At 61.9% G+C, this 18,690-nt stretch carries 18 protein-coding genes; 11 read left to right on the plus strand and 7 right to left on the minus strand.

Annotated elements, in window-relative coordinates; genetic code table 11:
• Window positions 1–3: 3 nt before the first annotated feature.
• The 3 genes from GO988_RS07180 to GO988_RS07190 form a co-directional block, all read right to left on the minus strand.
• Window positions 4–1,380 carry an HlyD family secretion protein gene (locus tag GO988_RS07180; protein WP_157563643.1) on the minus strand — a complete coding sequence of 459 codons (1,377 nt, stop codon included), beginning with the start codon at window positions 1,378–1,380 and terminating at the stop codon, window positions 4–6.
• Window positions 1,373–2,389 carry an ABC transporter transmembrane domain-containing protein gene (locus GO988_RS07185; protein WP_157563645.1) on the minus strand — a complete coding sequence of 339 codons (1,017 nt, stop codon included), beginning with the start codon at window positions 2,387–2,389 and terminating at the stop codon, window positions 1,373–1,375. The genes GO988_RS07180 and GO988_RS07185 overlap by 8 nt, the downstream gene beginning before the upstream one ends.
• Window positions 2,390–2,825: 436 nt before the next feature.
• A complete protein-coding gene (locus tag GO988_RS07190) occupies window positions 2,826–3,227 on the minus strand; it encodes a hypothetical protein (protein ID WP_157563648.1) in 402 nt (133 codons plus the stop codon).
• 139 nt (window positions 3,228–3,366) lie between these two features.
• On the opposite strand from GO988_RS07190, the gene GO988_RS07195 reads away from it, so the two are divergent.
• The 3 genes from GO988_RS07195 (at window position 3,367) to GO988_RS07205 (ending at window position 5,702) form a co-directional block, all read left to right on the plus strand.
• Window positions 3,367–3,783: a hypothetical protein gene (locus GO988_RS07195; RefSeq protein ID WP_157563650.1), complete on the plus strand. Its 417-nt coding sequence runs from the start codon at window positions 3,367–3,369 to the stop codon at window positions 3,781–3,783.
• A 50-nt stretch (window positions 3,784–3,833) separates the two neighbouring features.
• Window positions 3,834–4,508 carry an RNA polymerase sigma factor gene (locus tag GO988_RS07200; RefSeq protein ID WP_198172564.1) on the plus strand — a complete coding sequence of 225 codons (675 nt, stop codon included), beginning with the start codon at window positions 3,834–3,836 and terminating at the stop codon, window positions 4,506–4,508.
• Between the two features lie 129 nt (window positions 4,509–4,637).
• Window positions 4,638–5,702 (plus strand): energy transducer TonB, encoded by a 1,065-nt coding sequence (locus GO988_RS07205; protein WP_157563656.1) that lies wholly within the window; start codon window positions 4,638–4,640, stop codon window positions 5,700–5,702.
• Between the two features lie 78 nt (window positions 5,703–5,780).
• On the opposite strand, the gene GO988_RS07210 is transcribed toward GO988_RS07205, so the two are convergent.
• The 4 genes from GO988_RS07210 to GO988_RS07225 all read right to left on the minus strand — a co-directional run bounded on the left by GO988_RS07210 (window position 5,781) and on the right by GO988_RS07225 (window position 11,905).
• Window positions 5,781–6,866 carry a proline iminopeptidase-family hydrolase gene (locus tag GO988_RS07210; protein ID WP_157563659.1) on the minus strand — a complete coding sequence of 362 codons (1,086 nt, stop codon included), beginning with the start codon at window positions 6,864–6,866 and terminating at the stop codon, window positions 5,781–5,783.
• 155 nt (window positions 6,867–7,021) lie between these two features.
• Window positions 7,022–9,193 (minus strand): S9 family peptidase, encoded by a 2,172-nt coding sequence (locus tag GO988_RS07215; RefSeq protein ID WP_157563663.1) that lies wholly within the window; start codon window positions 9,191–9,193, stop codon window positions 7,022–7,024.
• A gap of 75 nt (window positions 9,194–9,268) precedes the next feature.
• Window positions 9,269–11,536 (minus strand): M28 family metallopeptidase, encoded by a 2,268-nt coding sequence (locus GO988_RS07220; RefSeq protein WP_157563666.1) that lies wholly within the window; start codon window positions 11,534–11,536, stop codon window positions 9,269–9,271.
• A 192-nt stretch (window positions 11,537–11,728) separates the two neighbouring features.
• The gene (locus GO988_RS07225) at window positions 11,729–11,905 is read right to left on the minus strand and encodes a hypothetical protein (RefSeq protein WP_157563668.1); all 177 of its coding nucleotides are present in this window, start codon (window positions 11,903–11,905) and stop codon (window positions 11,729–11,731) included.
• A 147-nt stretch (window positions 11,906–12,052) separates the two neighbouring features.
• Between GO988_RS07225 and fumC the strand changes: the two genes are divergently transcribed.
• From fumC to GO988_RS07265, 8 genes are all read left to right on the plus strand, one after another.
• Entirely contained in the window at window positions 12,053–13,456 is a 1,404-nt protein-coding gene (fumC, locus tag GO988_RS07230; RefSeq protein ID WP_157565365.1) for a class II fumarate hydratase, read from the plus strand.
• A 125-nt stretch (window positions 13,457–13,581) separates the two neighbouring features.
• The gene (locus GO988_RS07235; RefSeq protein ID WP_157563670.1) at window positions 13,582–14,202 is read left to right on the plus strand and encodes a hypothetical protein; all 621 of its coding nucleotides are present in this window, start codon (window positions 13,582–13,584) and stop codon (window positions 14,200–14,202) included.
• Between the two features lie 59 nt (window positions 14,203–14,261).
• On the plus strand, window positions 14,262–14,861 hold the full coding sequence (locus GO988_RS07240) for a GNAT family N-acetyltransferase (RefSeq protein WP_317164812.1): 600 nt from the start codon (window positions 14,262–14,264) through the stop codon (window positions 14,859–14,861).
• Window positions 14,845–15,273: a diacylglycerol kinase family protein gene (locus GO988_RS07245; RefSeq protein ID WP_232341436.1), complete on the plus strand. Its 429-nt coding sequence runs from the start codon at window positions 14,845–14,847 to the stop codon at window positions 15,271–15,273. The genes GO988_RS07240 and GO988_RS07245 overlap by 17 nt, the downstream gene beginning before the upstream one ends.
• Window positions 15,274–15,337: 64 nt before the next feature.
• A complete protein-coding gene (locus GO988_RS24100) occupies window positions 15,338–15,799 on the plus strand; it encodes a DUF6970 domain-containing protein (protein WP_232341437.1) in 462 nt (153 codons plus the stop codon).
• A 100-nt stretch (window positions 15,800–15,899) separates the two neighbouring features.
• Entirely contained in the window at window positions 15,900–16,391 is a 492-nt protein-coding gene (locus GO988_RS07255; protein WP_157563672.1) for a DinB family protein, read from the plus strand.
• A 111-nt stretch (window positions 16,392–16,502) separates the two neighbouring features.
• Window positions 16,503–17,177, plus strand: a complete 675-nt coding sequence (locus GO988_RS07260) for a response regulator transcription factor (protein WP_157563675.1) — start codon at window positions 16,503–16,505, stop codon at window positions 17,175–17,177.
• A 65-nt stretch (window positions 17,178–17,242) separates the two neighbouring features.
• A complete protein-coding gene (locus tag GO988_RS07265; RefSeq protein ID WP_157563678.1) occupies window positions 17,243–18,631 on the plus strand; it encodes a sensor histidine kinase in 1,389 nt (462 codons plus the stop codon).
• Window positions 18,632–18,690: the final 59 nt, after the last annotated feature.

The following is an 18,690-nucleotide window of genomic DNA, read 5'->3' on the forward strand; positions in this document are numbered from 1 at the left end:
AGGCTACTTGGCTTTCTCCTTGTCTTCCTTCACGGGGGCGTCGCCGGGTTCGGTGCTGAGTGAGGGCGGGAAGCCGTTGAGCTGCCGCCAGATTTCGTACCACACGGGCACCGAGTCGAGGATTACCCAGCCCTGCACGCCCGAGCCCAGGCGCAGCTGCTTAGGCCAGGGCTGGTCGCCGGGCTGCGGCTGGGTAGGGCGCACCAGCAGGCGGTACTTGCCGCCCACGCTGCTCACCACGTCAATCACGGTTACGAAGCCGCCAAACGTGCCCACGGCCGCCGAGGGCCAGCCCGAAAACTGAATGGCCGGCCAGCCATCGAACTGAATGCGCACCGTGCGCCCCCGCTGAATGAGCGGCACGTCCATGGCCCGCACGTACATTTCGGCGGCCAGCAGCGGCGCCTCGGGCTGGAGCGTGGCAATGGACTCGCCTTCCTTGATAGTCTCGCCGATGCCCGCCTTGAGGGCGCGCACGATGTAGCCGGTTTGGGGCGCGCGCACCACGTATAGGCTACGGCGCATGGCCACGTTGCTGATTTTGTTGCGCAGCGAGGAAACTTCGCCCTCCGAACTGGCCCGGCTCGACACGGCCGAGCTGCGGTCCGACATTGTTTTGGCCAGGTCCTGGCTGTACTTGGCGCGCAGGTTGGCGAGCTCGATGCGCGCGTTGGCCAGGCTCTGGATGCTGCTGGCTACTTTGTTGCGCTGCGAGGTTACTTTAGCAAGGTCTTCCTGGAGTTTGAGGCGCCGGGTTTCAATGTCGGTAAGCGAAAAAAGGCCGTTTTTGTAGCCTTCCTCGTAGCGGGCTAAGCGGGCTTTGGCCGTTTCGTAGAAGTTACTGACTGCCACTAGGTCGGCCCGGTCGCTGTTGAGGTAATTTTGCGCCTGCTCTACCTTATTGCGGGCCGACTCCAATTGCACTTCCAGCGTGGTGCGCAGGGCGGTGAGCTGCTGGTCGGTGGCGGCTATCTTGGCTACGTTGGCGGCCACGTTGCCGCGCTTGGCGGCCAGCTGCTCGCGCAGGCGCTCGGGCAGGTTAGGGTCGAAGTATTCGTCTTTGATTTCGGAGATGGTCAGCAGCGTATCGCCGCGGTGCACCAGCTGGCCCTCGCGCACATTCCAGTGCTCGATGCGGCCCGCAATCTGGTTTTGCACCGTCTGGGGCCGGTCTTGGGGGGTAAGGGCCGTGAGCGTGCCGGTGCCGTAAATCGTCTGGCGCCAGGGCAAGAACAGAATAACGAGGAACGCGAGGCCAATCACCGCCAGGATGCGGCCCAACTTGCGGCTGGCGTAGGTGCGCAGCAGCTCGGGGCGCGACTGCCGGGGCACCCGTTCCCACACCTCCTCGGCGACGTTTTGGTTAGAAAGGTTAAGCATTTTGCAGAGAATTCTGGTGCTGGTCGAGGGGCAGGTCGGTCAAAGCGGCTACTTTTTCTACGCCCGTTAGCACGTCAAAAATGGTGTTGATGCTCGTCATCAGCTTCTCAATTGAGCTGCTAATGAGCACAATAATCACCTCGGCAGCCACAAACTGGCCCAGCGTCATCTGGCGCGACACCACGAAGAGCGTACCCGCTATCAGCAGACCCGCCGTGAGGATGGTGCGCAGCGCCACCGCGTAGCCGTAGTACAGTTTTAGTACCCGAAAGTGGGCGTTGCGGGCGTGCAAGTACTCCGAGGTCAGCTCGTCGGTGCGGGTCAGGGCTTGGTGCTGCTCGTTGGGGTTGCCGCGCACCTCGTCGAGGCGGCCAGCCACGTTTTCGAGCCAGGCCACCAACTCGTATTTATACGCCGATTCTTCGATGCTCGTGTGCAGCGCCTGCCGGTAGTTGAGCATGTATAAAAGCCCCAGCGCCACGATGGTAAACAAGCCAAACCCGATAAAAATGGGGTGGTAAAAAGCCAGAATAATAACGCCCATCAAGATTTGCAGCACCGCAAACATGACGTCTACCAGCAGCTTCGTCAGGCCCTTCTGGATAGTCAGCACATCAAAAAAGCGGTTCACCAACTCCGCCGGGTTCTGGTCGTGCAGGGCCTCGGCCTTGATGCGCGGCAACCGGTAGGCGTACTCGATGGCCGCCTTGGCAAAAATGCGCTGCTCAATGGCCTCGACGAGCGTCATCTGGCCCACCAGCAAAATGCCGCCCAGCAGCACCCCGCCCACCACTACCGCCACTAGCAGGTAGGTAGAGCCAAACACTGCCCCCGTCGAAACGAGGTTGAAAACCGCCTGGGTGCCCAGCGGCAGCGACATGCTGATAAGGCCCGTGAGGATGGCGTAAAAAACGATGTAGCGAATGGTACTACGCTCGGTATCAAGCAAGCGCGTAAGGCGCTGCCAAGGCGTGGGGGGGGGTAGGCTACCAGCAACATGTGCACTCATAAACAAACAATAATTAACAGGACAGCAAACCGTTAGCAATCCAGGCCAGGGCAGTACACCTGGCTAGTTAGTGGAAGAGCAGCGGGCGTACATCGGCGCGGCGCGTGCAGCTGGGCAGCGGGTGGGAGGCGCGCTCTGCGAGAGCTTGGGCTGCTACTAGGCGTTTCCGTGGTCGTTTAACTTTCAGTCGGATAGTTGGTTGTCATTTTAATGAATTTTTAATGAACTTATTGAATAATACGTTTATAATCAGTAATTTAATATCAACGCCCTACCTTAATACCGCGACACTTAGGCGCACAAAAAGCCCAGGTAAGGGCGGGCTGGTAGCAACCTGTTATGATTGCTATTAGCCCGCCCCTACCTGGGCTTTGTATTCCAAAAAATCGCTACCCTCTCTTTAGCCGATGAAGCCCAGCAAGGGGGTAGGCACCGGCTAGCGCGAAAGCAGGTTGCCGGCCTTGATGAGCGTCCGGCTTAGGTTGTGCAACGAATCGGAGTAACCATTGGCCGACTCTTCGCCCACTTTGGCAGCTTCGGCGCCGAGGCTAGCCAGCACTTCGGCCACTTCGTGGGCCTGGGTTTCGGACGAGCCCAGCATCTCGCGCAAGAGCTTGATTTCCTGCTTTATTTTGGCGAGGCCCGGGCGGTCGCTGGCAGCTAGTACCGACTCCCAGCGCTCTAGCTCGCGCAAGCCGGTGGCGCCATCGGCGTTGGGAAGGCCCTGGCCCAGCAGGTTGAGCGTATCGGTCAGTAAAGCCGTGTTTTGCTCGTCGCTGATGTTCAGCTGAATCTCGGGGGTAGGGGGGGTGTGGGGGGTGGCGGCGGTAGAATCCATGACGGGGGGTAGGGTAAGTTAGCTGGCTATACTTAGCTCGCTGCAAAAAAGTTAGTTAGCGGCCTTGCTCCTAAGGTTACCTTTTGGGCTGGTGCACAATTAAGGTACACAATCTCACCGTTTCTACTTTTCTCCTGCCATGAAATTCTCTCTGCAAACGCTGTGCGCTGCCGCCATTGCTCTTAGCTTCACCGCTTGCTCGACCGACACGTCGAAAACCACCAATGCCGACGGCACCACCACGACTACGACCGAGGTAACCACCCCGAACGCGGATTCGGTAGGTGCGAAAATGGATGCCAAGATGGACGCCGCCGGCGACAAGATGGGCGCTAAAATGGATGCCGCTGGCAACAAAATCGACGCCAAAATGGACGCTGCTGGCGACAAAATGGATGCCGCTGCCGACCGCGCCAAGGCCAACGCCAACGAAGCCGGTGCTAAGATGGACGCCAAAATGGATGCCGCTGGCCGCCGCATGGATGCCGTAGGCGACGCCGCCTCGAAGTCGGCCGCCGAAACGAAAGCCAACCTGAAAGAAGCCGTTAAGAAGTAACTCTTCCCCGCCTGCTTGAAAGCCCGCGCCCCCTGGCGCGGGCTTTTTTTGTGGGCGCTAGCGCCGGGCGGGCGTATTTTGTGGCCGTGTTGTTTCGCCGCCGCGTTCCCGTCGTTTCTGCTGCCGCCCTCTCCGACCAGGAAGTGCTGGCCCGCTACCGCCAGGGCGGCGACGTAGCCGACCTCGGCGTGCTCTACGAGCGGCACCTGCCCGATGTGTTTGCGGTGTGCCGCCGCTACCTGGCCCCGCCCGATGAGGATGCCCAGGACGCGACTATGCAGCTGTTTGAGCAGCTAGTCATGAAGCTGCGCACCCACGTGCCCGACAATTTTTCGGCTTGGCTCTATGCCACTGCCCGCAACTATTGCCTCATGGAGCTGCGCGCCCGCCAGCGCGGCACCGCCAGCGGCGGCCCGCTGCTGCTGCTGCCCGACGCTGCCGATGTGGAAAACGCTGCCGCCCGGCATCTGCCCGATGCCGGCGCCGAAGCCGACGAAGCCCGCCAGCACGAAGCCGACTTGCAAGCCCTGGAGTTGGCCCTCAGCCAGCTACCCCCTGAGCAGCGCCGCTGCCTCGAATTATTTTACTTGGAAGAAAAATCGTATCAGGAAATTGTAGCTGCCACTGGCCTGGCCCTCAACCTAGTTAAAAGCCACCTGCAAAACGGCCGCCGCATGCTTAAGCGAACGCTGAGTAAAGAGTTGCGAATGAAAAGCGAGGAATGAACACGTAGTAGGTTGCTGGCCCCTACCCCCGCTAGGTACTCGCCTACCGTTGTGTATTTCATCTTAACGAATACCCTGGCTCCGCCTCCCAAACCAGTACTTTTCAATTCATATTCTACAACCTACAACATGCTGCCCGCCAACCCCCTACTGAATGCTACTGCCCCGGCCGGCCCGCACCTGCCGGTGGCGCTGCTGCGCCAGTATGCGGCGGGTACACTGGCGCCCGCCGCCCAGCACCGGGTAGAGGCCCACACTCTGGCCTGCTCGCGCTGCGCCGACGCGCTCGAAGGCTTGCTCCAAACACCCGCCGCGACCACCGACCAAGCCCTGGCTCAGTTGCAACAGCGCCTGCGCAAGCGCGTGCAGCAGCAAGCCGCCCCGGCCCGGCAAGCCACCAGTAAGCAGCCACACCGCTGGCTGGCACCCCAGCTGGCGGCCGCCGCCACGCTGATTTTGGGCCTGGTAGCCGGTGGCTGGTGGACGTGGCAGCAGCGGCACCCCGCCACAGTTGGCCCCGCACCCGTGGCAGAGGTGAGGCCAGCGCCGCCAGCTTCGTTGGCGGCACCGTCGGCTGCCCCGGCAGCTTCTGCCGCGGCCCCTACCCCCCCCTTGCCCCCGCAGCCCCCCATGCCGGCTGCACGGCCGATGGCCCGAACTGGGCACCAGCACCGGCGTGCGGGCAGTAGCCAGCCTCACGCTGCCCCCGCTACCGCGGCTGCCCCGCTGGCCGCGGGTACACCCTCCCCCGTTGCTGCCGATGCGCCTGCGGCTACTACGGCCGCCCTTACCCCCCCCGATACGGCGGGGCTGGCTAGCAAAGCCGCCGTAGCAACTGCAGCCAAGCTGGCTATCGCTCCCGAGGCTGCGCGGGTACGTGCCGGTGCTATGCCGGCCATGCCTGCGCTGGCACCGGCCCCCGTGGGTGGCTACACGGCCCTACGCGACAAGCTGCGGCGCGCAGCCGCCGAGTTTGTGCCCGAAGCGCCCGACCGCCCCTTGTCGGGCACGGTGCGGCTCCAGCTAACCATCGGCCCCGATGGCAAGATTCAAAAAATCAACGTATTGCGCGGCCTACGCGACGACTACGATGCCGAAGCCCAGCGCCTCGTGTGCGACGGGCCAGCCTGGGTACCAGGCGTCAGTGGTGGGCGGCGCGCAGCGCAGGCCGTGGAAATAGCCGTACCATTTTAAATGGTTAATTGATTAGTGGTCAATGGTTAATGAGCACTTTATTAACCACTGACCACTAATCAATTAACTATTACCCATTCAAAGCTTCGTACCGGGTTTGAACGAGCCATCGTCTACCGATTTAAGGAAGGTGAGGAAGCCTTTCATATAGGTTTGCTGGTCGTCGTACATGCTCATGTGGCTGCCGTTGGGGCAGATGAGCGAGTTGCCATTCTTAACCTGGGTGGCAATCCAGGCCATGTGGGCGGGGTCCATGGTGTCGTATTTGCCCCCAATGCTTAGCACAGGCACCGTGAGTTGGGGCAGGTCTTTGGTGCGGTCCCAGGTGGTGAGCTTGCCCGAAATACCGAACTCGCTGGGGCCCTGCATCGTCACGTAAAGCGACTGGTTAATCTTGCTCATGGCGCGAGTCACGGGCTCTGGGTTGGGCACGATGCGGCACAGGTGCTCGGCGTAAAAATTGGGCTCGAGCAGGCCCATGTAGCGCGGGTTGCTGAAGTCTTTTTTGGCCTCAATGGCCCGGATTTCGGCTAGCACCTCGGGCTTCATCTGCTTGGCCAGCACCTCGTCGGCGTACTTGCCGTAGGCGGGGCAGCTCATCATCATGTTACTAATGATGAGACCTTTGAGGTGTTGCTGGTACTTAAAGGCGTACTCGGCCGCCAGGATGCCACCCCAGGAGTGACCCAGCAGGTAGAAGTTATTCTTGTCCAGCTTCAAGGCCTGGCGCACTTGTTCTACTTCTTCCACGTAGCGCGGCAGGCTCCACATGGCCGTGTCTTTAGGGTTGTCGGAGTTGCCGCAGCCGAGCTGGTCGTAGTAAATAAACTCTACCCCCTCCTGCGGCAGGAAGCTCTCCATGCACTCGAAATACTCGTGCGTGGCCCCCGGCCCACCATTGAGCAACAGCACTTTAATCTTGGGGTTGTTGCCGAAGCGCTTGGTCCAGACGTTGAATTTCCCCTTGGGGGTAGTGATGGGAATAACCTGCACGCCGCCTGTTTTCACGCCGGTTTCGGGCGCGGGGAAGTAATTGGCCGGCATAGTGGTGCTAGGCGCCGTGGCGTCGGTAGTAGCGGGGGTTTGCGACTGGCTGCAACCAGCCAGCAGCGCGCCACCAAGCAGCGCGAGTGACAGCAGACGGGTAGGAAAACATTTTTTCATGGGGCAGAGAATATAATTTAAATCAAACAGAACGTCCTGCTGAGCTTGCCGAAGCATCTTGCTTGCGTTGTTGAGCTAGTGACTCAATTGGCGCAAGCAAGATGCTTCGGCAAGCTCAGCAGGACGTTCTTCATGCCAAATTCTGACTAAAAACGCTACTGCGCGGCGACCCCCTTGGTGTGGATATAGCGCTCAAAAAACTCGTAGGTGCGCAGCATTTGGTCGATGCGCTGGCGGTTGTCGCCCGAGCGGGTCAGCTCGTGGGTGCCGCCGGGGTGGCGCACGTACTCCACGGGGCGGCCCAGCACTTTGAGGCTGCGGTACATCATTTCGCCCTGCACAAAGCCGGTGCGGCGGTCGTTTTCGCCGTGGAAGATGATGTAGGGGGTAGTGATATTTTCGACGTAGGTAATCGGCGACTCGCGGGTGAGCACGCTGCGCACCGCCGGCTGCCAGGGGTAGCCACCAAAGTAGTCGGGCACGAGGTGCCAGGCGTTGCCCTCGCCAAAAAACGTGGCCAGGTCATACACGCCCCGCTGCGAGCAGGCCGCCTGAAAGCGGTGGTCGTGGCTAATAATCCAGGCCACGAGGTAGCCCGCGTAGGAGCCGCCCGTGACGGTGAGCTTCTGGGGGTCGGCCCAGCCTTCGGCCACCGTTTTGTCGAGGGCCGTGAGCACGTCACGGCTCGGGCCGGTGCCCCAATCCTGGATGTTGGCCCGCAAGAACTGCTGGCCGTAGCCGCCCGAACCACGCGGGTTGCTGTACACCACGCCGTAGCCCTGGCTAGCGAAATACTGAAACTCGTGCCACATGCTGGCCTCGCCCGGCCCCCACATAGCCGTGGGGCCACCGTGAATATCGAGCACCACCGGGTACTTCTGTCCGGCCTGGTAGGCGGTGGGCTTCATCACCCAGTACTCCACCGTGAGGCCTTTGTCGTTCACAAAGCTGTGCTTTTCGGGCAAGGACAGCCGGCGGGTTTTCACCCAGTCGTTGAAGGTGCCGGCGCGCTGCACCTTGCGCAGCCCAGCATCGGCCACGTACAAATCGGAGGGATTGAGGACGCCGGTTTGGGCGTACACCACCTTATCGCGGGCCACGTCGAAACTCAAAATACCGGTATCAGCGGCCGAAAGCTTTTCGACCTTACGGGTGCTGATGTTGACGCGGTAGAGCGGCACGCCGCCATTGGCCTGCGCCGTGAAGTACAGGTACTTGTCGTCGCTGCTCCAGGCCAGGCTACCTTTGCTGCGGTCGAAAGGAATGGTAATGATGTCTTTAGCGCTGCCGCTCAGCGGCATGATGGCCAGCGTGGGCACGGCCACGCGCCACGTGGGCGACTGCTGAAAGGCCAGCCACTTGCCCGAGTTTGACACCTTTGGGGTCGAGTACACGGTGCTATCCTGCCCCAGCAGGCGGCGCGGGTGGCGGCCATCGCGGTCGGCCAGGTAGATGCCATTTTCCAGCGCCCGGTCGGGGTGGCGCAGCGAGTCGATGGCGGCGAGCAGCAGCAAGTGCTGGCCGTCGGGCGTGAAATCGGCCTGCGCGAAGCGATAGAACCCGCGGGTAACGGCTACCGGCTTGGCCGCGGGGTCGGTGGCGCTAAGCAGGAAAAGCTGCGTAAAGCTCTGCTCCGTAGACACCTCTTTTTCATCCTGAAAATTGAGGTTATCAAGCACCTTGGCTTTCTTATCCACCTCGTCTTTGTCGAGGTAGGCGCGTATTTCGGCCAAGCTGCCATTGGCATTGGGCTTGGCGCTGCCGAGCAGGCTATTCTTGCTAAAACCGGGCTTCTCGAACGACCACTGGGGTAGGGCTTGCGTGGCGTTCAGCACCGAGTCGCGCAGCAGCTCGCGCAGCGGAATGGCGGCCGCAAATAGCACCTGCCGGCCATCTGGCGACCACTTGGGGCCGGTGGCGCCAAACTTGAAGCGCGTCAGCTGGCGGGCCTCGCCACCGTCGGCGGCTAGCACAAATACCTGCGGCTTCTCCTCCACAGTCCGCACGAAGGCTAGTTGCCGCCCGTCGGGGCTCCAGGCCGGCTGGCTGGCGCCTTCCTTGGCCGAGGTGAGTTGCCGCGGGCTCGCTCCAGCCTCCGTGCCAAGCTGGTAGATTTGGCTCACGTTTTTGTAATCGGCTTTGTTCTTCTCGTCGGGCTCCACGCTCAACACGCTGAAGGCCGCCTTGCGCCCATCACGCGTCAGGGTGATGTTGCCGACCTGTTGAATTTTCAACATATCCGTAACCTTCACCGGCTCGGGGCCCTGCTGGGCGCTGGCTGCCTGGGCTGCCCAGCAACCCAGTAAAACAAGGCTAGTTTTCTTCATAATACTTTGTTGTTGAGAGACTTTACTACTCGATTAGTGCGAGCCTATTAAGTAAGGCCGGCCGGTTTTGCAGCCTCACAACGCGGCCGGCCCAGCCACGGCGGCGGCTCGGTTCACTTGGCCCGCTAGCCGCTCCAGGGCCGCGGCGGTGCGCTTAATCTGCTCGGTAGCTTCGGGCCACTTGCGCTCTTCTATCGCCTCGCGGATGCCGGGCATGGTTTTGACGCCGTAGCCGGTGTAGAAGCCCGGCGCGTAGAGCTGGTGCCGGTACCAGGGCCGGCGGGGCAAGCCCTCAGCGCTCAACAGCTGTTGCTCAGCCTGGTAGAGCAGCTGGTCGAGCGCCTTTTGGCGGCTGGCGGCGAGGGGGGTAGCGTTGGCCTTGCGGGCCTGGGCATAGGCTTGGGCGCTTTGCTCGAGCTTGAGCAGGGCCTGGTCGAGCGGCGCAAAATCGAGGCGCGGCACCGCGTCCTGGGCTTTAGGGGGTAGCAGGGGGTGGTCGGGGTTCGACGCGGCTTCGTAGCGCTTTTCGGCCAGCAGCTTGGTTTGGCGCTCAGTTTCGGTGCGCATATCATCGGTCAGCTTCTTGACCTCGGTGCCGTATTTGCCCACGGTGTTCGAAAGGTTTTGAAACTCAAAGGGCAGCACGTCGGCATCAGCCAGGCGCAGGGCGCAGCGGCCCATTGTTTGGGCCAGCGCTACCCCGTAGGCAAACGTGGGGTCCTTGAAACGCACGAAGTCATCAAACGAATCATAAATCGAGTGGTACTCGCCGCCTTCGCCCTCGCCGCCAAAGCCCACGTTCATCGACGGAATGCCCAGGTGCTGGATGTAGGGCGAGTAGTCGGAGCCGGCGCCCAGGGCCGCAATGCGCAGGTCGGGGCGCTCGCGGGCGTCTTTTTGCACCTCGGCCGTGCCATTTACCAAGTCGAAAGCGCGGCGCCGTTCGAGGATGGAAATGTGCGTTTCAGGGTCGAGCACATCACGCCCCACCTCGTTAAAGAACTTTTCGAGCGTGTGCGAGCCCGCTACGCGCACAAAACCGCGGTCGCTGTTGTCGGTATTTAAGTACGCCACCACGTGCTTTTGAAGGTCCTTAGCATTGGTTTCGGCCCACTCGGTTGAGCCCAGCAGGCCGGGCTCCTCGCCGTCCCAGGCGCAAAATATAATCGTGCGCTTGGGGCGCCAGCCGGTTTTCACCAGCTCGCCGATGGCGCGGGCTTCTTCCAGCTCGGCCACCATGCCGCTAAGCGGGTCGCTGGCGCCGTTCACCCAGCCGTCGTGGTGGTTGCCGCGCAGTATCCATTCGTCGGGCAGCTGGCGGCCTTTGAGTGTAGCAATGACGTTGTAGACCGGCTCGGTATTCCAGTTGAAAGCCAGCTGCAAATGCACCTTAGCTGGCCCCGGCCCGAGGTGGTACGAGATGGGCAGCGCCCCGCGCCAGGGCTCGGGTGCCATGGGCCCGGCTAGCGCCGAAAGCAGGGGTAGGGCATCGCCGTAGGAGATGGGCAGCACGGGGATTTGCGTCAGCGTGGGCGCCTGGCGGTAGTCGAGGCGCTTGGCGTTTTTGGTGGAGCCATAGCCGGGCGTGAGCGGGTCGCCGGGGTAGGTGGGCATGTCGAGCACCGAGCCGCGCTGGGCGCCCGTTTCGGGTTTGAACGGGCCTTTGGGGTACACGTCGCCCTGGGCGTAGCCGTCATCTTTGGGGTCGGAGTAGATGAGGCAGCCAATGGCGCCTTTTTCGGCGGCTACTTTGGGCTTGATGCCGCGCCACGAGCCACCGTACTTGGCAATCACAATTTTACCTTTCACATCGATGCCGCGGCGCTCCAGCTCTTCATAATCCTTGGGGATGCCGTAGTTCACAAACACCAGCTCGGCTGTCACGTCGCCGTCTTTCGAAAAGCAATTGTAGGTGGGTAGCTGCTCGCTGGTTTGGCCCGAGGTAGCGTCTTCGGCCACTGGCTTTTCGGCGAGGCTGGCCGTGAAGGGGGTAGGCGCCACCAGCTCCAGTACCCGCAGCTTGGGCGTCGGAAACAGCACGTACGACACGTCAATGCGCGTATCATAGCCCCACGACTTAAACAGCCCGGCCATGAATTCGGCATTGGCTTTGTCGTAAGGCGAGCCCACGTGGTGCGGGTGGGCGGCGAGGCGCTTCATCCACTGGCGCAGGTTGTCGGCCTTAAGTTGGGCGTCGAACGCACTTTCGTGCTGATATTCAGTGGCTGCCGTAGCCGTTGTGAAGCCCAACAGTGGCTTGGGTTCGGTGGGGGCGGTTTGGGCGGGGGCTGCGGCTTGGGCGAGCAGGGCAGCGGCTAGGAGGACGGGGTAGCGTTTCTTCATAGACTGGCTTATTTCACGAAAGAAAAGCACCGCGACCCGGCTGCATCCAGCAAAACCCGGCAATAGTGCCGCGCAAGATAGCACGGCTTAGTGTGCGTGTACCAACGAGTTGTGGGGCTACCGCCTACGCAAAAGCGCCGGGCCGCTCCTAACACGAAGCAGCCCGGCGCTTTTTGCGCAATTAGCTAGCAATTACCCGCTGTAGCCGCCGCCGCTTTCAGGCTCGGTAGCGCTGCCGCCGGCTTTGTCGGGGGTAGGCAAGTCCGATTCGGTGTGGATTTCGAGGTGGCTATAATCGGGCACGCCGTCGCCTTGTACAGGTACGGGCGGCTCGGTGTGGGGGTCGGGGGTAGGCGTGGGCTGGTTCATAGGGAAAAAACAAAGTGGATTGGCTAGGTGTACGGGCTACGCCGGCCAATGGCTGCCTGGCCCCGGCGCGCACCGGCCGGGCGGTGTACTTTTGCCGCCGTTACTATCCGCATTTTCTCACCCGTTTTCACTTCAGCCAACGAGGCTATGAGCCAGTTCCGCACCGAAAAAGATACCATGGGCCAGGTGCAAGTGCCCGCCGACGCCTATTGGGGCGCTCAAACGCAGCGCAGCATCGAGAACTTTCCGATTGCGCAGGACATCAATAAGATGCCCAAGGAAATCATCCGCGCATTTGCCTACCTCAAGAAGGCGGCCGCCCTTACCAACCGCGACGCGGGCGTGCTCGACGCCGAAAAAGCCGAGCTGATTGGCCGCGTAGCCGACGAGATTTTGGAGGGCAAGCTCGCCGACCAGTTTCCGCTGGTGGTGTGGCAAACCGGCTCGGGCACGCAGTCGAACATGAACATGAACGAGGTAATCGCCTACCGCGGCCACGTGCTGCACGGCGGCTTGCTGAGCGATGAGAAGAAGTTTTTGGCCCCGAACGACGACGTGAACAAGTCGCAGTCGAGCAACGACACCTTCCCGACGGCCATGCACATTGCGGCCTACAAAATCTTGGTCGAAACCACTATCCCGGGTATCACCAAGCTGCGCGATGCGCTGAAGGCCAAGTCGGAAGCGTTTAAAAACGTGGTGAAAATCGGGCGCACCCACTTCATGGATGCTACCCCCCTCACCCTGGGCCAGGAGTTTTCGGGTTACGTGTCGCAGCTCGACCACGGCCTGCGCGCCATTAACAACACGCTGGCCCACCTGAGCGAGCTGGCGCTGGGCGGCACCGCCGTGGGCACTGGCATCAACACGCCCCCCGGCTACTCCGAGAACGTGGCCCAGCACATTGCCGAGCTGACGGGCCTACCCTTCATCACGGCCGACAACAAGTTTGAGGCCCTGGCCGCGCACGACGCCATTGTGGAAGCGCACGGCGCGCTCAAAACAGTGGCCGTGAGCCTGATGAAAATCGCCAACGATATCCGGATGCTGAGCAGCGGCCCCCGCGCGGGCATCGGCGAAATCCACATCCCGGATAATGAGCCGGGTAGCAGCATTATGCCGGGCAAGGTGAACCCCACGCAGTGCGAAGCCCTGACGATGGTGGCTGCCCAGGTGATGGGCAACGACGTAGCCATCACCATTGGCGGCTCGATGGGCCACTTCGAGTTGAACGTGTTCAAGCCGGTGATGATATACAATTTCCTGCACTCGGCCCGGCTGATTGGCGACGCCTGCACGTCGTTTACCGACAAGTGCGCGGTGGGGATTGAGCCTATTTTGCCTAACATTCAGAAGCACGTAAACTCGTCGCTGATGCTGGTGACGGCGCTCAACCCGCACATTGGCTACTACAAAGCAGCCGAGATTGCCCAAACCGCCCACAAAAACCAGTCGACGCTGAAGGAAACCGCTATTCAGCTCGGCTACGTCACGGCCGAGGAGTTTGACGAGTGGCTGAAGCCGGAAGACATGGTGGGCGAGCTGAAATAGCCTTCGGCAGCCAACTACTAGCGCGGACGTTATCGGCCGCGTCCTCGCACAGCCCATTTGGGTGAGGACGCGGCCGGCAACGTTCGCGCTACTGTTTAGCGGCCAGGCTCGTTTAAGGTTTACCCATGCGTATCAAGCATTTTTGGCTACTCGGATTGCTGGGCACGGCTCCGCTGGCGAGCCGCGCCCAATTGGCGCAGGCTACCCCCGTCGATTCGGCTACGGCGCGCGCGGCACTGGCCACGGCCGCCCGGCAGTTTCCTAAGTTTTACCGCGCTTTGCGCTTGGCACAGCAACAAGACACGCTGCTAAGACGGTTTGTGGTGGTGCGCTCTGCCCTACCCCTGGCTACGCCGGCCATGGCCTTCGCCAACGGCGCCGTGCGCCTCGACTTGCGCTACTTGCAAACGGCGCAGCCTGGTTTTGATGATAACCGCCTGGTGGTGGTGCTGTACCACGAAATTGGCCACCTGCACTATTACCGCACGGTGCCGGCGCCCAGCCGCACGCCCGAGGCGAGCGAGCGGGCCGCGTTCGATTATTCGCTGGTGAAAACCCGCGAACTGGCGGCGGCCGGCGACTGCGCCCCGCTGCAAACCGGCCTGCGGTTTATGCTGCTGCGTAGCCAGGCTCATGACCTGGCCGACCCGCACGTGCGGGCGCTCAAAGCGCTGGTGCAGGAGCCGGCTTATGCCGACTACCGGCGGTACGTGGCTGCGCATTGCCTGGCGGCGCCGGCCCGCTGAGGCCCGCCGCAGGTATTCCCTTTTATCTTCGCCTTACCCTTCACTTTGCCCTTGCACCCGTGAGTTTCGATTTCAACCAGCACCTCGTGTTGCAAAATAGCCTCGTGCGCTTGCGGCCCCTCGAAACCACCGATTTTGAGCCGCTGAAGGCCGTGGCTTTTGACCCCGCCATCTGGCAGTTTACCATCACGCGGGCCGACGATGCAGTGAGCCTGGCCGCCTACTTGGCCGCCGCCATGCACGAGCGCCAGGCCGGCAAACGCTACCCCTTCGCCATTGTGGAGCGGGCCACTGGCAAGCTGGTAGGTAGCACCAGCTACTACAGTATTGTGCCCGAAGACCAGCGCCTGAGCATCGGCTACACTTGGCTGGGCACCGCGTTTCAGCGCACCGGCCTAAACCGGGCGGCCAAGCACCTGCTGCTGAGCTACGCGTTCGAAACTTTGCAGTACGAGCGGGTAGAGCTCGAAACCGACAGCCGCAACCTGAAGTCGCAGCAGGCCATGCGGCGCATGGGCGCCACCGAAGAGGGCACGTTGCGCCGCCACCGCCTCACGCAGGGCGGCTACCGGCGCGATACGGTCATTTTCAGCATTATCCGGCCCGAGTGGGACGCCCTGCAACAGTCCGTTTTCAAGGAGTATGATGCCCGAGGCTAACGGCCCCCTACCCCCCTACGCGCCGCCTAGCGCCAGCCAGCGCAGCTTGCTGCGCCGCCGGGCGGCCAGCTTCGGGCACGCCTTTCGGGGGGTAGGGATGGCGCTACGCTCCGAGCTGCACTTGCAGCTGCACGCGGTAGCCACGGCAGTGGTGCTGGGGGCGGGCTTCTACTTCGGCCTGAGCTTGGTAGAGTGGGCTTTGGTGAGCCTGGCAGTGGCCAGTGTGTGGGCGGCCGAACTCTTCAACACGGCTATCGAAACACTCACCAACTTGGCCTCGCCCGGCTACCACCCCCTGGCGGGCAAGGCCAAGGACGTGGCCGCGGCGGCCGTGCTGCTGGCGGCGCTGGGCGCCCTGGCCGTGGGTGGGCTGGTATTTGGCCCTAAAATCTGGGCGCTACTGCCGCGTTAACTATTTGAGGGCAATTGGCGTAAGGTTAAGCACTTTTTATTAGTGCCCGCCTACCCCCTCCGCTATGCGTCGTTTGTTTATTCCTTTTACCGCGCTGGCCTTGCTGCTAAGTGCTTGCCAGCAAGATGTGGTGGTGAACACGCCCACTACCCAGCCCTCGGAAGGCTTTGTGAGCCAGCCCGATACCCCCGCCCCCACCAGCACTAACACCGTGGATGCGGTGCCCGCCCGCGACATGCGCCTCGACAGTACCGCCCGCCCGCTGTGGCTGCGGCAGCACATCCAGGGCATCTTAGCCACGCGCAAGCGCAACCCTATTATCCGCATCATGCGCTACCAATACAACGACCAAACGGTGTATTATGAATCGGCACCGTGCTGCGACCAGCAATCGACGGTGTATGACCTGAAGGGCAACATCCTCTGCCACCCCGAAGGCGGCATCACTGGCAAAGGCGATGGCCAGTGCGCCAACTTCAACAAGCGCCGCACCAACGAGCAGCTGGTGTGGCAAGACCCGCGCTGAGCCGAGTGCAATCCCTTAAAAGAACGTCAGGCCCATCGAGCGTCCGCTTATGCTGCCTGACGTTCTTTTGCATTTTTAACCCCCAACTTGACTACTTCCCATGATTAATACCATCGCTAAGCTCGGCGCTTTCAATGTGTGGGCCAATGAAACTTTGCTGCGCCGCCTCGACTCGTCGGTGGCTGCGGGCAAAGAGGCTCCCCAGCCCGCGCTGCGCATTTTCAGCCACGTCATTAATGCCCAGGCCATCTGGATTGCCCGCCTCAGCGGCACGGCCAGCCCCCTCAAGGTGTGGCAGGAGCATGACCTTGCCGGCCTGCACCACTGGCACGAGCAAACTTCGCAGCGCTTCGCCGAGCTGTGCGCCAACGCCGACGATACCGAGCTGAACCGCCACATTCAGTACAGCAACTCGCAGGGCGACGCCTTCGACTCGCAGGTGAGCGACATCTTGACCCACTGCGTGGTGCACGCCAGCTACCACCGCGGCCAGGTAGCCACCAAAATGCGCGAAGCTGGCCTAGAACCCGTTAACTCCGACTTCATCACGTACTGCCGCGAGCAAAGCGGCCAGGTGGTGCCCCAACTGTAGCTCTAAGTAATTAACTAACAAGTTACTGGCAGGCAGCTTGGCGCGGAGCGCTGGGCTGCCTGTTCTTGTTTGCTACCCCACCGTATAGGGGGTAGGACGTACGCTGCACCCATGAAAATACTGCTGGTCGAAGACGAACCCCAGGTGGCCTCGTTTATCAAAAAGGGTTTCGAGCATGAAGGCTATGAGCTCACCATCGCCTACGACGGGCGCACGGGCTGGTCGCTCTACGAGCAGCAGCCCTACGACTTGGTTATCCTCGACGTGAACCTGCCCTATCTAAATGGGGTGGAACTGTGCCAGCGCATTCGAGCGGGTGGCCACCAGGTGCCCATTTTGCTGCTCACGGCCCTCGATAGCCTGGCCGATAAAGAAGCGGGTTTCGAGGCCGGGGCCGACGATTACCTAGTGAAGCCCTTCGCTTTCAAAGAGTTGCTGCTGCGCGCCCGAGCCCTCACCAAGCGCTACGCCGACGGCGGCGCCCCCCAGGTGCTGCGCATGGCCGATCTAGAATTGAACCTCGACTCGAAAATCGTGACCCGCGCCGGCCAGCGCATCGACCTTACTACCCGCGAGTACTCGCTGCTCGAACACCTGCTGCTAAACCGTGGCCGCATCGTGTCGCGCGTAGACATTGCCGAGCGCGTGTGGGAGCTGGATTTTGACACCACTACCAACGTTATCGATGTGTACGTAAGCTACTTGCGCAAGAAGCTGGACCGTGACTTTACGCCCAAGCTCATTCACACCGTAGTAGGCATGGGCTACGTCATGCGGGTGCAATAAGGCGACGTACCTAGCTTGAATAATGGCGCAGCAGGACGTTCTGAATTTCATTCTTAGTAGATAACATGCTGATTCGCAACAAGCTGATGCTGCGCTTTACGCTGCTGGTGCTGGGCATCCAGGTCAGCTTTTCAGCATTTATTTACTACTTCAACGCCAACACGCGAGCGCAGCGCTTCGAGCACCGGCTGGCCACCAGCGCCACACTGGCGGGCCGCCTGCTGGTACGCAGCCACAAGCTCGAAACCGGCACCCTAGGTAGCCTGCGCCGCAACGACCTCATTACCCTAACCGGCGAGCAGATAAGCATTTACGGGCCCGACAACACGCTGCGCTACAGCAGCACCGACAACATTGACCAAGCCGCCAACCGGGCCCGCCTAGCCAGCTTGCAACCCGGCCAACTGGCTACTTACCCGGCCGTGGGGCCGCGCGAATCGGTGGGGCTGGCCCTACCCCACCCCCACGCGCAGGGGGTAGACTACTACCGCATTTTTGTGTCGGCCGAAGACCGGGTGGGCTGGTCGCGGCTGCGGCAGCTGGGGCTGCTGCTGGTGCTGGGCAACGTGGGCGCGCTGGCGCTCACCATCTTGGCGGGCTGGTATTTTGCGGGGGCGGCGCTGGCGCCGGTGGCGCGCATTAGCCGGCAGGCGGGGCGCATCTCGGCCACTAACTTGGGCCGGCGACTTTCGGAGGGCAACGGGCGCGACGAGCTGGCCCAGCTGGCCCACGCGTTCAACACCATGCTGGCTGGGCTAGAGCAAGCCTTTGAGGCGCAAAAAAGCTTTCTGGGCCATGCCTCGCACGAGCTACGCACGCCCCTTACCAGCCTTACCGGCACCCTCGAAACAGCCCTGGCTTACGACGATTCGTTGCCCGCGGCGCGCCAAAGCATCAGCCACGCGCTCGACGCCAGCCGGCATTTGAGCGCGCTTACTAACAGCTTGTTGGCGCTGGCCAAAGTAGACGGCGCCCTACCCGCCTTCGGCCCCGTGAGGCTTGATGAGTGCCTGAACCAGGCGCTGGCCTTTGCCCGCGCCAAGTACCGCGGCCGCGAGCTCCGCCTGGCATTTGGCGAGCTTCCCGCCGAGGCGGAGGCCGACGTATTTATGGTGCCCGGCAACGCGGAGCTGCTCACTACGGCTCTGCTGAACTTACTGGATAACGCCGGCAAGTACTCGGCGGGGCCAGTGCTGGCCGAGCTAGCCTACGCCGGCCCCGCCACCTTGCGCGTGCGCATCACCGACGCCGGCCCCGGCCTCAGCCCCGACGAGCTAAGCCACATCTACGAGCCGCTGTACCGGGCGGCGGGCGCGGTGGGCCGCCCCGGCTACGGCCTAGGCCTCCCCCTCACGCAGCGCATTGTGCAGCGCCACGGTGGCCGCCTCGAGCTGACTTCGGTGGTGGGCGAGGGCACCACGGCCACGGTGTGGTTGCCGGCCTCGCCGGTATAATCGACGGGCTGGCCGGATGCTTTTTTCATCCGGATTTCATGTTTTCTAATACGGTTCTC

Source organism: Hymenobacter ginkgonis (genome assembly GCF_009755225.1).
Lineage (GTDB): Bacteria > Bacteroidota > Bacteroidia > Cytophagales > Hymenobacteraceae > Hymenobacter > Hymenobacter ginkgonis.

What these genes read in the sequence shown, in the direction of transcription:
- fumC (WP_157565365.1), top strand. Translation starts at nt 12,053, where the DNA reads ATGAGCCAGTTCCGCACCGAAAAAGATACCATGGGCCAGGTGCAAGTG.
- GO988_RS07205 (WP_157563656.1), top strand. Translation starts at nt 4,638, where the DNA reads ATGCTGCCCGCCAACCCCCTACTGAATGCTACTGCCCCGGCCGGCCCG.
- GO988_RS07260 (WP_157563675.1), top strand. Translation starts at nt 16,503, where the DNA reads ATGAAAATACTGCTGGTCGAAGACGAACCCCAGGTGGCCTCGTTTATC.
- GO988_RS07255 (WP_157563672.1), top strand. Translation starts at nt 15,900, where the DNA reads ATGATTAATACCATCGCTAAGCTCGGCGCTTTCAATGTGTGGGCCAAT.
- GO988_RS07180 (WP_157563643.1), bottom strand. Translation starts at nt 1,380, where the DNA reads ATGCTTAACCTTTCTAACCAAAACGTCGCCGAGGAGGTGTGGGAACGG.
- GO988_RS07210 (WP_157563659.1), bottom strand. Translation starts at nt 6,866, where the DNA reads ATGAAAAAATGTTTTCCTACCCGTCTGCTGTCACTCGCGCTGCTTGGT.
- GO988_RS07225 (WP_157563668.1), bottom strand. Translation starts at nt 11,905, where the DNA reads ATGAACCAGCCCACGCCTACCCCCGACCCCCACACCGAGCCGCCCGTA.
- GO988_RS07245 (WP_232341436.1), top strand. Translation starts at nt 14,845, where the DNA reads ATGATGCCCGAGGCTAACGGCCCCCTACCCCCCTACGCGCCGCCTAGC.
- GO988_RS07220 (WP_157563666.1), bottom strand. Translation starts at nt 11,536, where the DNA reads ATGAAGAAACGCTACCCCGTCCTCCTAGCCGCTGCCCTGCTCGCCCAA.
- GO988_RS07195 (WP_157563650.1), top strand. Translation starts at nt 3,367, where the DNA reads ATGAAATTCTCTCTGCAAACGCTGTGCGCTGCCGCCATTGCTCTTAGC.
- GO988_RS07190 (WP_157563648.1), bottom strand. Translation starts at nt 3,227, where the DNA reads ATGGATTCTACCGCCGCCACCCCCCACACCCCCCCTACCCCCGAGATT.
- GO988_RS24100 (WP_232341437.1), top strand. Translation starts at nt 15,338, where the DNA reads ATGCGTCGTTTGTTTATTCCTTTTACCGCGCTGGCCTTGCTGCTAAGT.
- GO988_RS07265 (WP_157563678.1), top strand. Translation starts at nt 17,243, where the DNA reads ATGCTGATTCGCAACAAGCTGATGCTGCGCTTTACGCTGCTGGTGCTG.
- GO988_RS07235 (WP_157563670.1), top strand. Translation starts at nt 13,582, where the DNA reads ATGCGTATCAAGCATTTTTGGCTACTCGGATTGCTGGGCACGGCTCCG.
- GO988_RS07185 (WP_157563645.1), bottom strand. Translation starts at nt 2,389, where the DNA reads ATGAGTGCACATGTTGCTGGTAGCCTACCCCCCCCCACGCCTTGGCAG.
- GO988_RS07215 (WP_157563663.1), bottom strand. Translation starts at nt 9,193, where the DNA reads ATGAAGAAAACTAGCCTTGTTTTACTGGGTTGCTGGGCAGCCCAGGCA.